Annotated in this window: 16 protein-coding genes and 1 pseudogene; 11 read left to right on the forward strand and 6 right to left on the reverse strand. The window is 61.7% G+C overall.

Annotated features, from left to right (window positions below; translation table 11 throughout):
* Positions 1-490 precede the first annotated feature (490 nt).
* Both rdgB and rph read right to left on the reverse strand, forming a co-directional pair.
* Positions 491-1,153 (reverse strand): RdgB/HAM1 family non-canonical purine NTP pyrophosphatase, encoded by a 663-nt coding sequence (gene rdgB, locus OMP38_RS04725; protein ID WP_277564085.1) that lies wholly within the window; start codon positions 1,151-1,153, stop codon positions 491-493.
* Entirely contained in the window at positions 1,150-1,896 is a 747-nt protein-coding gene (gene rph / locus OMP38_RS04730; RefSeq protein WP_277564086.1) for a ribonuclease PH, read from the reverse strand. The genes rdgB and rph overlap by 4 nt, the downstream gene beginning before the upstream one ends.
* 186 nt (positions 1,897-2,082) lie before the next feature.
* Here rph and OMP38_RS04735 point away from each other — a divergent pair, with 186 nt between their 5' ends.
* The 5 genes and pseudogenes from OMP38_RS04735 to OMP38_RS04755 all read left to right on the forward strand — a co-directional run.
* Complete coding sequence (locus OMP38_RS04735; RefSeq protein WP_277564087.1) at positions 2,083-2,208, forward strand: hypothetical protein; 126 nt, start codon at positions 2,083-2,085, stop codon at positions 2,206-2,208.
* Positions 2,195-3,409, forward strand: a complete 1,215-nt coding sequence (locus OMP38_RS04740) for a spore germination protein (RefSeq protein ID WP_277564088.1) — start codon at positions 2,195-2,197, stop codon at positions 3,407-3,409. Before OMP38_RS04735 ends, OMP38_RS04740 begins: the two co-directional genes overlap by 14 nt.
* A 23-nt stretch (positions 3,410-3,432) precedes the next feature.
* Positions 3,433-4,398, forward strand: coding sequence for a hypothetical protein (locus OMP38_RS04745; protein ID WP_277564089.1), 966 nt, complete (start codon positions 3,433-3,435; stop codon positions 4,396-4,398).
* Complete coding sequence (locus OMP38_RS04750; RefSeq protein WP_277564090.1) at positions 4,395-4,589, forward strand: hypothetical protein; 195 nt, start codon at positions 4,395-4,397, stop codon at positions 4,587-4,589. Before OMP38_RS04745 ends, OMP38_RS04750 begins: the two co-directional genes overlap by 4 nt.
* A gap of 186 nt (positions 4,590-4,775) precedes the next feature.
* Positions 4,776-5,684 (forward strand): annotated as a pseudogene (locus OMP38_RS04755) (Ger(x)C family spore germination C-terminal domain-containing protein); the annotation flags it as partial.
* Between the two features lie 33 nt (positions 5,685-5,717).
* Here the strand turns inward: OMP38_RS04755 and OMP38_RS04760 are convergent.
* Together OMP38_RS04760 and OMP38_RS04765 are read right to left on the reverse strand one after the other, a co-directional pair.
* The gene (locus tag OMP38_RS04760; protein ID WP_277564092.1) at positions 5,718-6,428 is read right to left on the reverse strand and encodes a GerMN domain-containing protein; all 711 of its coding nucleotides are present in this window, start codon (positions 6,426-6,428) and stop codon (positions 5,718-5,720) included.
* Positions 6,391-6,801, reverse strand: a complete 411-nt coding sequence (locus OMP38_RS04765; RefSeq protein ID WP_277564093.1) for a hypothetical protein — start codon at positions 6,799-6,801, stop codon at positions 6,391-6,393. The genes OMP38_RS04760 and OMP38_RS04765 overlap by 38 nt, the downstream gene beginning before the upstream one ends.
* Positions 6,802-6,973: 172 nt before the next feature.
* Here OMP38_RS04765 and OMP38_RS04770 point away from each other — a divergent pair, with 172 nt between their 5' ends.
* A complete protein-coding gene (locus OMP38_RS04770; protein WP_277564094.1) occupies positions 6,974-7,528 on the forward strand; it encodes a phosphatidylglycerophosphatase A family protein in 555 nt (184 codons plus the stop codon).
* Between the two features lie 131 nt (positions 7,529-7,659).
* Here OMP38_RS04770 and OMP38_RS04775 read toward each other — a convergent pair whose 3' ends face one another.
* Both OMP38_RS04775 and OMP38_RS04780 read right to left on the reverse strand, forming a co-directional pair.
* Positions 7,660-8,379 carry an MBL fold metallo-hydrolase gene (locus tag OMP38_RS04775; protein WP_277564095.1) on the reverse strand — a complete coding sequence of 240 codons (720 nt, stop codon included), beginning with the start codon at positions 8,377-8,379 and terminating at the stop codon, positions 7,660-7,662.
* On the reverse strand, positions 8,336-8,695 hold the full coding sequence (locus OMP38_RS04780; RefSeq protein ID WP_277564096.1) for an MBL fold metallo-hydrolase: 360 nt from the start codon (positions 8,693-8,695) through the stop codon (positions 8,336-8,338). Before OMP38_RS04780 ends, OMP38_RS04775 begins: the two co-directional genes overlap by 44 nt.
* Positions 8,696-8,954: 259 nt before the next feature.
* On the opposite strand from OMP38_RS04780, the gene OMP38_RS04785 reads away from it, so the two are divergent.
* The 5 genes from OMP38_RS04785 (at position 8,955) to OMP38_RS34420 (ending at position 14,018) form a co-directional block, all read left to right on the forward strand.
* Positions 8,955-10,241, forward strand: a complete 1,287-nt coding sequence (locus tag OMP38_RS04785) for a YheC/YheD family endospore coat-associated protein (protein WP_338130401.1) — start codon at positions 8,955-8,957, stop codon at positions 10,239-10,241.
* Between the two features lie 71 nt (positions 10,242-10,312).
* Positions 10,313-11,557 (forward strand): YheC/YheD family endospore coat-associated protein, encoded by a 1,245-nt coding sequence (locus OMP38_RS04790; RefSeq protein WP_277564097.1) that lies wholly within the window; start codon positions 10,313-10,315, stop codon positions 11,555-11,557.
* Positions 11,466-12,839 (forward strand): YheC/YheD family endospore coat-associated protein, encoded by a 1,374-nt coding sequence (locus OMP38_RS04795; RefSeq protein ID WP_277564098.1) that lies wholly within the window; start codon positions 11,466-11,468, stop codon positions 12,837-12,839. The genes OMP38_RS04790 and OMP38_RS04795 overlap by 92 nt, the downstream gene beginning before the upstream one ends.
* Positions 12,839-13,468 carry a YheC/YheD family protein gene (locus OMP38_RS34415; RefSeq protein WP_338130402.1) on the forward strand — a complete coding sequence of 210 codons (630 nt, stop codon included), beginning with the start codon at positions 12,839-12,841 and terminating at the stop codon, positions 13,466-13,468. The genes OMP38_RS04795 and OMP38_RS34415 overlap by 1 nt, the downstream gene beginning before the upstream one ends.
* On the forward strand, positions 13,458-14,018 hold the full coding sequence (locus tag OMP38_RS34420) for a YheC/YheD family protein (protein ID WP_338130403.1): 561 nt from the start codon (positions 13,458-13,460) through the stop codon (positions 14,016-14,018). The genes OMP38_RS34415 and OMP38_RS34420 overlap by 11 nt, the downstream gene beginning before the upstream one ends.
* Positions 14,019-14,064: the final 46 nt, after the last annotated feature.

Raw genomic sequence — 14,064 nt, forward strand, 5'->3', positions numbered from 1 at the left:
CTCCTTATTTTCAAGAGGCCATCCATTTTACACAATTATATGGACTCAACTCTAGTATGGCAAAAGTAGTCCTATCCAAGACTACTTTCACGCGCAGACTGCCTTGCAGGCTGAGTTAGTCTTAACGGAGACTATTTTCGCGCACAGGCTGCCAGTATGGCAAAAGTAGTCCTATTCAAGACTACTTTCACGCGCAGACTGCCTTGCAGGCTGAGTTAGTCCTAACGGAGACTACTTTACGCGCACAGGCTGCCAGTATGGCCAAAGTAGTCCTATCCAAGACTACTTTCACGCGCAGACTGCCTTGCAGGCTGAATTAGTCCTCCCCGAGACTGCTTTACCGTCGCAGGTTGGCAAGCCATCCAAGGGCCGAGGAGCAGCGCGAAGAACTGCAGGTGCTTGCGCGTCTCACCGGCGAAGCCGAGTCGGAAACATGTTGAGGGACCCGCTACGAGCAGCCTCGTTTCTCCATTTTTGAGCAGCCCGCCGTTCAGCGAGCCGCCCCGGGCGCCCCGAGGAGACGAAGCAGCTTCGCCAGCGCTTGCCCGCGGTGGCTGATCGCGTTTTTTTCGCTGACGCTCAGCTCCGCCATCGCCCGCCCGTGCGAAGGGAGCCAGAACAGCGGATCGTAGCCGAACCCGCCCGCGCCGCGCGGCGCGCCGGTCACGATGCCTTCGACGGCGCCCTCCGCGCTCAGCGTATCGCCGTCTGGCTTGAAAAGGACGAGGCAGCTGACGAAGCGGGCCGTGCTCAGCGCCTGCGACGCGCCCCCCGCGATCTCTTCCGGCACGGAAGCCCCCGCTGCGCGCAGCTCACGGATCAGCTTCTCGTTGTTGTCCGCATCGGTAGCGCCTTCGCCGGCGTATCGCGCCGAAAAGACGCCCGGATCGCCGCCGAGCGCGTCGACGCACAGGCCCGAATCGTCCGCGAGCGCGGGCAGTCCGGTCGCGAGCGCGACCGTCCTTGCCTTGATCTTGGCGTTCGCCTCGAACGTATCGCCGTCCTCGACGATATCCGGAATATCCCGGCCGCCCTCGAATTCGGTCAGATCGGCCACCTTCACGCCGAGCGTCTCGAAGGCCGCCCGGAACTCGGCCGTCTTGCCTTTGTTGCGCGTCGCGACGAGCAGCGTATCGCCCGGCGCGAGCCTCATGTCCGCACCGTGCCGATTCGCGCGCCCGCTTCGCCCAGCGCCTGCTTCTGCAGCTCGATCAGTCTGGCGATGCCCGACTCCGCCAGCGCCAGCATGGCGTCCAGCTCAGCCCGCGTGAACGGCTGCTCTTCGCCCGTCCCCTGCACCTCGACGAACGCGCCGGCGCCCGTCATGACCACGTTCATGTCCACCTTGGCCTTGGAGTCCTCCGCGTAGTTCAGGTCGAGCAGCGCGGCGTCGCCCAGGACGCCTACGCTGACCGAAGCCAGATAGTCGGTCAGCGGGTACTTCGCGAATGCATGGGTGCCCGCGAGCTTGTGAACGGCAAGCGCAAGCGCGATGAACGCGCCCGTAATCGAGGTGGTCCGCGTGCCCCCGTCCGCCTGCAGCACGTCGCAGTCCAGCGTGATCGTCCGCTCGCCAAGCGCTTCCAGGTTGACGACGGAGCGCAGCGCGCGCCCGATCAATCGCTGGATTTCCATCGTGCGCCCGACTTGCTTGCCCTTCACCGATTCCCGCTGATTGCGCGAATGCGTCGCTCTCGGCAGCATCGCGTACTCGGCCGTCACCCACCCTTTGCCCTGACCTTTCAGGAACGGCGGCACGCGCTCCTCGACCGTGGCCGTGACGAGCACCTTCGTATCGCCCATCTCGATCTGTACCGAGCCTTCGGCGTATTTGTTCGGATTCAGCACGACGGCCATCGGTCTTAGCTCGCCGCGATCTCTTCCGTCCGATCTCATGAATGCCATTCCTCCTTGAGCTTAAGCGGCGGGACAAGCGTCCCCCCGACAAATCCATCCCATTTTACCAGAGTGCAATGGCAAAAGCATCTTCGGACTTATCCAATACGCCAAGGCGAGCTTACGAATGAGCCGACGGATTCAGGGCAACCTAACCGGGAATGGAAAATGAAAGGAGGTCCCGCCATGCTCGATAAGATCAAGGAAGTACTCGGCACGCCTGCCGATTTTACGGCCGAGACGATGGACAACGGTTACGCCAAAATGCAAATCTGCTTTTTTTCCGGGCATGTGCGACATGGACCAGCTTAAAGACGGCATCATCATCCCGTTCTCCTACCGGTTCGACCCTGACGAATTCCGCAGGATGCTGCACACCAGCATCGGGTTTATGAAGGACGTCCCCGAAGAGCACTGGGTCGATTTCTTGCTCAAAGGCTACATCATACTCGAATACGAAGGGGATGTTTTCGTATTCCGCGCGATTCGCAGAATGCAGACCAAGCCCGACCAGACGCAAGTGGAAGCCTCTCTGCAGGGTCCGCAGTCTGCCTTTACCGAAAACCTCGATCTCAATTTGACGCTGGTACGCAACCTGTACAACGTTCCCGAGCTGACGGTGGAAAACTTCGAGCCGCAAAATCAGTCCAAGTCCAAAATCGCCTTGCTGTACGATCGCACCAGGCGCAACGAAACGACGCTGGAGGAAGTGCGCAAGCGGCTAAAAAATCTGGACAGCGGCCTGCTCCTGTCCGCCGGACAGCTGGCGAAGCAGCTCTCGCAGGCGAAGTATCGCTTGTTCCCGATCACGCAGCTCACCGAGCGGCCCGACCGCCTCAGCATTCATCTGAATAAAGGAAAACTCGCCGTCCTGCTCGACGGCAGCCGGTTCGCCATCTTGCTGCCCGTTCACTTCTTCGACTTCATGTACGCGATGGACGACCATTACGAGCCGTCCTGGATGAGCCGATTCCTCATCGGCCTGCGCTATATCTCCATGATGCTGACGCTCTTGCTGCCGGCGCTCTATATCTCGATCGTGTCGTACAATCCCGAAGTATTCCGGGTCCAGCTCGCCTTCACGATCGACGGGAGCCGCGCGGCCGTGCCTTATCCGTCCTTCATCGAGGTACTGCTCATGCTGTTCATGATCGAAGCGCTCATCGAGGCCAGCCTCCGGCTGCCCCGTTCGGTCGGCTCGACGGCCGCGACGGTCGGCGGTCTGATTCTGGGGCAAGCCGCCCAGCAAGCGGGCCTGGTCAGCAGCATCATGATCATCGTCACGTCCGTCGTGGCCATTTCCAACTTTGTCATTCCCAATTCCACCTTTAGCTATTTCATCCGCATATTGAAGTACGCGTTCGTCATCGTATCCGTATTCGCGGGACTCGTTGGCGTCGTGGTCGGTTTGTTCATGCTCGTCGTGTACCTGTGCAACATGCGAAGCTTCGGCGAGCCTTATTTCGCCCTGTTCCAGAGCAAGGCAGGCAAAGCCAGCGACAAAGTCCAATAAGCGTTCGGGAGGGAATCGCGCCTATGATCCGCTATTACTACTATCACATCTTCTACGTCGGGCTGATGAATATCATGGTGCTGGTCCCTTACGTGCTGATCAGCCACCGGTTCGACGGGGCCGTGTCGTCGTTTCCGATCGCCATCGCTTTCGGCACGCTTTACAGCTACGTGACCTCCGCCGCCTTCCAACGTTTTCCCGGACTCGGCCTGCCCGAGATCTACAAGCTCTTCCTCCCGGTCTGGCTCGCCAACTGCCTGAACATGGTCGGCGTCGTGATTTGGTGCACCGCGGGCATTATCGTTTTGTTCTCCTATTCGAACACGGTCGGCATTTTCTTCGATCCCGAGGCCAGCGCCTATTTGAACTTGGCGGTCATGGCGGCAGCCTCGCTGTGGGCCGCGTCCCGCACGTCCCGATCGGTCCAATTCACGCACGAGGTGCTGCTCATCGTCAGCACGCCGATCATCCTGTGGATCCTGTTCAAGGCGTTGTTCAGCAACTGGCTGGACTGGGATGCCATCCGGCTTATCGCAGACGCGGGCATACGCAAGCCGCCGTCGATGGTTTGCATTTTCGCCTCTACGTTCGTTTTCTCCGGCCATATGAATATCACGCTGTTCAATCGGCTGAATCCGAGCGATCTCAAATTCAGGCTCCGATGGACCATCCCGATCGTCGGCGCCTTCTTTTTTGCTCGTCTCCTTTTTCGTGCCGATCGGCTTCCATGGCACCCAGGCGGTCGGCAATTATTTGTACGTCTGGAGCGTTACGACCGACAGCCTGATGATGAAGTACGGCTTCATCCAGCGCGTGCTCTACCTGTTCCTGCTGCTCTATACGTTCCTGTCGCTCGTGTTCGTCATGAACACTTGGCATACGGGCATGGAGTTTTTCAAAGCCTGCTTCAAAAAGTACAAGCCGCAGACAGACGAAGTCAACGTGCCTGCCATCAACTGGTGGATCTGCGGGGGGGTTGGCCGGGTTGACGTTCGTCTACGCGTATTTTACCAACGATATTTATAACCGCTTGGCCGCCGAGATGTGGCTGGTCACGCGCTTTATCGTCGAATCCATATTGGTCGTGCTCCTGATCGTATTTCTCGTCATGAAGAAAAAAGGATTTGTAAAGCGAATCGACGAGCGGCCGGGCCGCCAGAGCGGCGGTGCGAGCCGATGATCCGCCACCGGAAGCTGATGCGCTGCCTGTGTCTGACGCTGCTCCTCGTGCTTGACGGCTGCCAGCTGAAGGACATCGATAAGAGGTACTTCGTCGTCTCGGCGGGATTCGACTATTCGGACAATCCGGTCATGCCTTACCGGGTGACGCTCAGACTGGCCCTCCCCCTCCTCCAAGGTCGAAGAGGGCGGCGCCATGTCCGTCGTGCAGACCGTGGACGCGTCCTCGATCGCGGAGGCTGTCCGGCATTTGAAATCGACCGTGGACAAGGAGCTGGAATTCGGTCACTGCCGCGAGTTTATCATCGGGCGCAAGCTGATCGAAAAAGACGGCATCGTCAACTCGATACAATGGCTGTCCCGCCGCCGCGATATCCAGAGCGTCTCGAACGTCATGATCGGCGACCCCGACGCCTATTCCGTAGTCAATCTGAAGCCCAAGTCGGAACGTTATCCCGGTAACTCCTTGTTTTTGTCCTTCGGCAATGAAGGAACGGAAGCCGCCAACACGGTCACGGCTTATGCGTTCGATTTGTACCGCCGGATTTACGAGACGGGGCTCGATCCCGTCCTGCCCGTGGCCAGCCGATTCAGGGACGCCTATAGAATCGACCGCGCGGCCATGCTGGACAAACAAAAAATGCGCCTCTTCCTCGATCCGGACGAGACGCTCATATTCAACATGACCGCCTTCGGCGTGGACAATACGATCCTGGTGCTGCCGGAAAAGCCCATTAATATCGTGCTCGCCGCGACGCACACGACTTCAAAAATCAATCTGCTCGGCGGAGAGAATCCCGTCGCGGTCATCAACATCCGCATCGAAGGGTTTCTTGAGCAAAGCCCTCCCGATCTTTTGGAAAAAGATTGGGGAGGGCTCGAACGCAAAATGGGAAAGCACTTCTCCGAGGAGGCAGAAAAGCTCCTTTACAAGATCCGCGACGCCGGCGTCGATCCTTACGGCTACGGGCTGCATTACCTGGCCGACCACCACAACGAGAAGGGCAGATGGGAGAAATGGAAGCGACTCTACCCGAATATACGTTTCGACGTGCGCGCCAGCGTTTCGATTCAGGGATCCGGATTGATTCGCTAGTACGCTGCTGTCGGCACGGCGGGCGCAGCAGGCTCAGCCGGTATAGGCGTTAATCTGCGCCGGGCGTTCGACCGGCTGTTCGTAGGTCTCACTGTCGGCTCCGGTGAGCTTTGTGCTGCCGTTGACGGCGACCGCGACCTTCGGCGCGCCGGTCGCCTCGGTCAAGGTCAGTACCAGGCCTTCCATCATTTCGGTCGGCATCGTCATGCCGGCGGCCCAGTCCTGCTCCTTCAGCTTGACCTGCACGGTATCCGATTTAAGGGCAAGTTCCTCCACCTTCGTATTCGCGAGCATGACCGCTTCGAGGCTTTTCGTATCCTGCGGTCCCTTGATCAGCTCGCCCAGCGCGGCGCGGGCGCGGTCGTTCTGGCGTTCGACGAGACGCGTCACCGGAACAAAATAGCCGTCGCCCTGTTCGTTCTTCGCGGAGAAATAAAGCGTCACGGCCATCGAATCGCTCACTTTGACCTGCGGCGAACGCTCCAGGTTGATGCCGATATTGCGCGTGAGCACGCCGGGGACCGGCAATCCGGAAGCCGGCAATTGGGTCATGTCCTTGCCGGCGACGGTGAGATGCACCTTGTCGATGCCCGGCAGCTCCGTCATCGTCCAGACGATCGCCTCCAGCGCCTTGCGCTCGTCCGACGCCGGGATGCCGGACAGCGGCTTCGCGAAGTCTACGGTGACCGATCCGGCTTCGGGATTTTTAACGACCTTCGAGACGACCGTCCCTTTGGGCAGCACGGGCGTGAAGCCTGGGGGGAAGCTGCCCGGCGAGCTTGGCGTCCGCAGTCATCCAGGCCAGCGCTTCGATCTCCGGCGCGTTCTGACCCGTGGCGCTCTCCCGCTTGGACCGGTCCAGCGTCATCGGCGCGACGTAGCCTCTGCTGTCCTTCAAGTACACGGTCAGACCGTCCGCGATCGCGGAGCTTCCCATCGGCGCCATGGCGTCGTCGGCGGCCTGAAGCATCTGATTTTCGACGACGGCCGGCGGCGCGTCGATCGGATCGGAAGCGGTCTTTTCTACGCCGGAGATGGTGCAGCCGGTGACCGCGACGGCTAGTCCTCCTGCAGCCAGGAGCTTCCACAACGGTTTGCGATAATGGATCGGTATCATTTTTGCCAATTCCTCCCGCAGGGGCGCCGCGCTTTATCGCTTCCCTCGTATTGTAGTACTATGTATACGAGCCCCCCCGGAGAAATATGTACGGTTTGTCCGCCGCGGGCGAGGAATATAATGATCGTGATCGCTCGCATGGGAGAGCGAAGACAAGAAAGAGGTGTGCGTCATGTCCAATCCGGCCAACTACCGGCTTAATAGCAAGGAAGTCGCCCAAGCGACCATGGACTGGCTCGGCAAGCGCGGAGTCACGAAGGAACAGATCGGCCAATTGGTCATGCTGCTGCAAAAGGATTATTTCAAAGACCTGACCCTCGACGAATGCGTGACGAACGTGGAGGCGGTCCTGTCCAAACGCGAAGTCCAGAACGCCGTGCTGACCGGCATTCAGCTCGACATGCTCGCGGAGCAGGGCCAGCTGCTGCCCCCGCTTCAGAACATGATCTGGCATGACGAAGGCCTCTACGGCTGCGACGAGGTGCTCGCGCTCAGCATCGTCAACGTGTATGGCAGCATCGGCCTCACGAACTTCGGCTACGTCGACAAGTTCAAGCCCGGCGTGCTGAAGAAGCTTAACGAGAAAAACGGCAAGGACGTCCATACGTTCCTGGACGATATCGTCGGCGCCATCGCCGCGTCCGCGGCCAGCCGGATCGCCCACCGCAAGCAGGCGGAGCGCGAAGCCGTCGAGGAAGCGCTCGCCGAACAGGCTCAAAGCGAATAAGCAACTCCCTGTTTTGCAGCAAAAACGCCTCCGCGAATAGCGTCTAAGCGCGCTTCGCGGAGGCGTTTTTTCTTGCGTCGCCCGTGTGACGCCGTGTTGCGGCCGCGCCGCGGCGTCGGAACGGCCGGCGCTCAGCGTGCCGGCCGATAATAGATGCGCGGGGTTCCGGCAGCCCGAGCGTCCACGCGGTCCTGGACAAGCGTCCCCGCGAACGTCATCCGCTCCAGATGCGCGATCGTCTCCGCCATCGCGAACCGCAGGTTGTGCGGATTGCCGCCGATGCGCCCGCCGAACAGCGCCTCGCACATGGCGAACGCCGTGAGGCGCCCCTCGTCTTGGACTGCCAGCTCCGCCGCCAGCGCCGCCATGCGCGCGAGGCGCCGTGCATGATGGTCGCGCAGTTCGGCCACACGCCTGCCGTAAAGGTCGAACGGCTCCCGATGTCCCGGATACGCCATGACGACCTCGCATGCCGCCATGCGGTCAAGACTCGCTAAATACGAGCCGAGCGGGTCCGGGTCCCCGCCCGCCATCCAGCCGATGTTCGGCGTGATGTCGGGCAGCACCTGATCGCCGCACAGCATAATCAGACGTTCGCGATCGTAAAAGGCAAGATGTCCCGGCGCATGTCCCTCTCCGCCGATCGCTTCCCATCGCGCCCCTCCGAATAACAGCATGTCCCCCGCCTGAATCGTGCGCGTTCGGACCGGATGCGGCTGCACCTGTCGCTTGACGCTCTCCAAATGCGCCTGCACGCCGGCGCACAGCTGCTCCGGAAGGCCGTGCGCGCGGAAGGCTTCTACCAGTTCAGCGGAGAAGGTCTCGACCTCCCCCCCACAGGCGCCGCGCATAACGGACGGCCGTCTCCGACAGCCAGACCTCCGCGCGCGTGCGCGCCTGCATCCAGCCCGCAAGGCCGTAATGATCCGGATGGTAGTGGGTCACGACGATCCGCGCGATGTCGCGCCACTCGATGCCCGACTGAGCCATGAACGTTTCCCATGCGACTTCGGCTTCCTGCGTGCGCAGCCCGGGATCGACGACGGTCCAACCGTCGTCCGCCTGCAGCAAATACGCATTGACTTGCTTCAGCGCGAACGGAAGCGGCAACCGAAGCTGCACGATCCCGTTCGCGTGACGCGTCCAAAGAGGCGGGTAATCCCTCATCTCCAAGCATCCCCGATCGTTCGTTTGTACCCAGTATAGCGTTTTTTAGGCGGAGTCGGCCAATCACCTAAGGATAGATGTCCTCATATGATGGTGTATTCTCGCCTGCGTCCGCAAGGCGGCCCCGCACGGGCCGTTCGAGGGCGGACTGCGAGCACGTTGGAAGGAGCCGTCCACATGCCTACCCCAAAGGTCGACGTCCAGGTCGTAAGCTCCGGCATAATGGCCGATGACGTCCTGATGCTGGGGGGATTCGGTGATGAAGGCAGCCAAAATCCCGGCCCAGCAGCAGCTCATCCTGCAGTTCGGTTCCTTTCGCCATTCGGTCACCGTGATCCCCGTGCCCCGCTACGACGGGCTTCGCGTCGGGCACGCCCTGGCCAGGCGGATGGGTCTCGCTTCGGGCACGCCGCTGCGCCTTCAGTACCGGCCGGGGTCCCGCACGCTGTCGCTCGGTCCCGTCATCGGGGTGCTGGTCAGCCGGGACTACCCGACCCAGCCCGACAAGCCTTTCGGCAGCATCACGATGTTTTGCCGGGAGCTGGTGGACGCCTGCCGCAGCCAGGGCGCGTTCGTCTACTTCTTCACGCCCGGCGGCATCGGTTCGCGGAGCGGCGGCGTAGAGGGCTGGGTATATCAAGGCGGCTGGCATCAGGCCGTCCTCCCGGCGCCGGACGTTGTGAACAACCGGCTGACCTCTCGCAAGCTCGAGAACAAATCAAGCGTCCAACAATTTCTGATCGACATCAAGCAGCGCTACGGCGCCCAAGTGTTCAACGAGAAATTCCTGGACAAATCCGAAGTGTTCGACGCGCTCAAAGGCGACCCCGCGGTGCTGCGCTATCTGCCCGAATCCCATTCGCTGCAGAGCTACACGACGCTTAAGCGCATGTGCGCCAGATACGCGTCCGTCTTCCTCAAGCCGGTGCGCGGCAGTCTGGGCAAAGGCATCATCCGGTTAAGCCGCGCGGGCCCGGAGGGCTGGACGGCATCGTTCACGACCCCCATGGGCACGCGCAAGCAGGTGTATCCGAACCTGATGAAGGTATTCTCGGCGATCGGCGACAAGATGAAAACGGTGCGGTATTTGATCCAGCAAGGATTGACGCTCATCGAGATCGGCGGCCGGCCCGTCGACTTCCGCGCTTTGACGCAGAAAAACGCTTCGGGGAAATGGGTCGTCACCTCGATCGTCGGCAGAATCGCGGGCAGTCAGCATTACGTTTCCAACCTCGCGCGCGGCGGCACGCTGTCCACGGTGAAGGAAGCGGTCGCCAGGTCGAACATGGCGCCCGGCGCCCGCAAGGACGTTTCGGCGCGCCTGCACAGGGCGGCGCTCGATATTTCCAAAGGCGTCGACGAACGCATCTCCGCCCACTTCGGCGAGCTCGGCGTCGATCTGGCGCTCGATACGTCGGGGCGGGTATGGCTCCTGGAAGTGAATTCGAAGCCTTCTAAAAACGACAATACGCCACTAAACGAGGGGAAAATCCGCCCGTCCGTGCGGATGATGATTCAATATGCCCGTTACCTTGCAGGATTCTGACGGCGCGGGAAGCGGCGCCCGGCGTACGGCGATCGGCGAACGTCGTACGGCGTACAGCGTACGGCGCACCCGTGCGCGAAGCGAAAGCCCGGCGAACGTGCGCGAGCTGCGCCCGATCGGCATTTTGGTCAGCGAACGAAGCGAATACGTCCACGGGGGGAACGGCGGCGCCGTTCGCCGAAGCGGACTTCATCCGGCGTCTTATGGCCGCCGCATCCCGGCATGCGCTCGTCGCGTATGCCTTCGATCCCGCAACCTGGGACAGCCGCACGAACGCGGTCGCCGGCTGGCGCTACGACGCCGGCGGCTGGCGGCGGGAGACGGTGGAAGCGCCCTTCCTGCTCTACGACCGGCTATGGCCGGACGGCCGCGAGTCCCGGGACCGCAGCCTCGCGGCGCTGCGAACGATGCGGCAGTCGGGCGGCTTCAGGCTGCTGAACGGCAGCCTGCCCGGCAAGACCGCCGTGCTGCGGACGCTGTCCCGCTGCCCCGAGATTCGCCCGCTGCTGCCGCCGTCCGCCGCCTACCGGGGAATAGCTTCGCTCGTCTCTTGGATCGAGGCGAGGGGCGGCTCCGCCTTCCTCAAGCCTTCGGACGGCTCGCAAGGAAAAGGCGCGCTCGCCATCGAGGCGCCGCCGGGCGGGCGTTGGACGCTGAGCGGCCGGAACGCCGCCGGGGGCTTGGTGCGCGCGCGCGGCTTCCCCCGCCGCGAAGCGCTGCGCGAGATCCGCGCCTGGATCGGCCGCCGGCCGTACCTGATGCAGCCGCTTCTCGCGCTTCGCGGTCCGGACGGCGAGCCCTTCGATCTGCGCGCGCTCATGCAGAAGGACGGGGGCGGCGTCTGGCGAATGACCGGGATCGCGGTCAGGACGGGGACGCCCGAATCCGTGACGGCCAATCTTCACGGCGGGGGCGTCGCCCGGCCGCCCGGCCCTTATCTCGCCGGATTGTTCGGCGAGCAAACGGCGGCGGGGCTGCTCGAGCGCATCCGCGAAGCTTCGGACAGCATCGTCGCCCGCCTTGAGCATTTGTACGGCCGCTTCGCGGAGCTCGGCCTCGACTACGGCATCGACCGCGAGGGCCGGGTCTGGTTCCTTGAAGCGAACACGAAACCCGGACGCGCGTCCATGGCGGAAGCCGGGGACGCGGCGATGTCGGATGCGATTCACAACCCTTTGGCCTATGCGCGTTACATCCTGCTTGTATCATCTGGGAGGGTATGTCATGAGTTTGACCTTGTGCAACGTTCACTTCACGCAGCAGGCGGAGAAGGTCATATGGCTGTCCAGCCCGCTCGCCAAAATGCTGAAAATTGACGGCCGCAGAACGATCAACGTGAAGCTCGGCCGGGATGTCGTGCCTGCCGCCCTGAAGACCGTAAAGCGCAAGGGGCATCACGTCTTCCTGTCCGCGGGGCTCAGACGCTCCGTCCGCGTCCCCAAATCGGGCAACGTCTACCTGGCCGACGCGAATGGCGACGAGATCCAGCTCGGGCCGCTGATCGGCGTGCTGACGGACGGGGACCGCTCGCAGACCGCCCCTTTCGGCGCCCGGACCGGCTTCGTCAAGCAGCTGCTCGCGGTCGGCCAGAAAAAGGCTTATTTCTTCGCGTTCACGCCCAAGGACATCAACTGGCAGCAGGAAACGGTGCACGGCTGGTTCCTCGACGGCGGCGGCGGTTGGGTGCGCCGCGTCGTGCCGCTGCCTGACGTCGTGTACAACCGGCTCCCGAGCAGGCGCGCGGAGACCGGCAGCTATATCACCTCCCTGCGGGAAAAGTTCGTCCGAAGACGCATCCCGATTTTTAACTGGACTTTCTTTAATAAATCCGACGTGTACAGCCTGCTGGACAACGATCCGGAGGCGCTCGCCCATCTTCCGGAATCGATCAACAATCCGACTTCAGAGAAAATCAAAGAACTGCTCGAAAAACATCACTTCCTCTACTACAAGCCGACGGGCGGCAGCCTCGGCATGGGCATCTACCGATTGACGTACCATCCGAAGCGAGGTTACTTCGTTCGCTACCGGAGAGGCACGAGCAACGTCCTGCTTCGATTCACCAGCTTCGCGAGCCTGATGCGCATGCTGAGGGCCCGCCACGGCGCGCGCCTGGCCGGTTATGTCGTGCAGCAGGGAATCCGTCTCATCGAGATCGACCACTGCCCGATCGACTTTCGCTTCCACATGCACAAAAACGGAGAAAACCGTTGGGTCGTAGCCGGGATCGGCGCGAAAAAAGCGGGCCGAGGCAGCGTGACGACCCACGTTAAAAACGGCGGACAGCTCATGACGCCCGAACAGGCGCTGAGCCGGACGTTCGGCGATCGCTCGTCCGAGGTGCTGCAAAATGCCAAAGACGCGGCCGTCAAGCTGTCCGAAGCGATCGAACGCAACTATTCGCATACGCTCGGCGAGCTCGGCCTGGATATCGGCATCGACAAAGACGGGGAGATCTGGATGTTCGAGGCGAACGCGAAGCCGGGCCGCTCGATCTTCAAGCATCCCGCGCTCAAGGAGCAGGGCAGAGCTTCGCTCGAATATATCCTCGACCACTGTCTCTATCTCAGCAAATTCCGCAGGAAGGATGAGTCCTGATGGTACGACCAGCCGCAGCAGAACCGGGCGCGCTCGCCTTGGCGCCCGGAGCCGCGAACGTGCAGGCGCAGGAGAAGCCCGTGCTCGCGATCCTGACGATCGACGACGACCTGCAGTTGTTCCGAGGCAACCGTCAGAACTTCGCCGATCTGCTGAAAACCGGCGAGGAACAAGGTTTCCTGGCTTACGTCGTGACCGTCCGCAATCTGAAGCTCACCTCGCCGCGCGTGCTGGGCTTCACTTATAACGCTTCGAAGGATCTATGGCTCAAATCCTGGTTCCCGCGTCCGACCCTCGTATACAACCGTATTCCGCTTCGCGAGGACGAGAGGCTGCCTTGGGTGCGCAAAAAACTGGCTCGAATCGCCAGCCAGCCTGACATGGCGTTTTTCAATCGGCGGTTTTTCAATAAATGGTCGCTGTTCAAATGGCTGAGCGAGTACAAAGCGACGCGCGGCTACGTCCCCGAGACGAGGCGGCTGACCGAACAGACGGTGCTGTCCGGCATGCTGCGGCGCCATCCGCTCTTGTATCTGAAGCCCGTCATGGGCAAGGCCGGCGTCGGCATCATGACGGTCAGGATCTCGCCCGAAAAAAAACCTGCCTTACCGCCTGCAGGTGCAGGATGAAAAAGGCAGCAGCACGTACCACTGCTCGACGCTGAACCGGCTCTGGCTGCGGGTGCGCGCTCATACGAAAACCCAATCCGAGCCTTATATCGCCCAGCAAGGCATCTCCTTGGCGAAGGTGAACGGACGGCCGTTCGACCTGCGCGCGCTCGTGCAGAAAAACGCGGACGGCGCCTGGGAGCTGACCGGCATCGGCGCGCGGATGGCGGGCTCGTCGAGCATCACCACGCATGTGCCGCGCGGCGGCACGATCGAGGATCCGGAGCGGCTGCTCGCCGCCGTGTTCGGGCCGGAAAAGGCGCAGCAGGTATTCGCGAAGGTCCGTCAGACCTTGCTCGTGCTGGCGGCCCGGATCGAGCGTTCCTCGCGCAGCCGGCTGTTTGAGATGTCGATGGACCTCGGGGTCGACGAGGACGGACATCTGTGGTTTTTCGAGGCGAATTCGAAGCCGATGAAGTTCGACGAGCCGCATATTCGCAAAAAATCGCTCGAGCGCATTTTCCAATACGGCCATTATATCCACCGGCGTCGCAACCAGGACCGAAGGTAAAGCCGCAATGAACGGCAAAGCCGGGGCGTTTGCCCATGCGGCACAA

It is taken from the genome of Cohnella ginsengisoli (assembly GCF_029525555.1).
Classification (GTDB): domain Bacteria; phylum Bacillota; class Bacilli; order Paenibacillales; family Paenibacillaceae; genus Cohnella; species Cohnella ginsengisoli.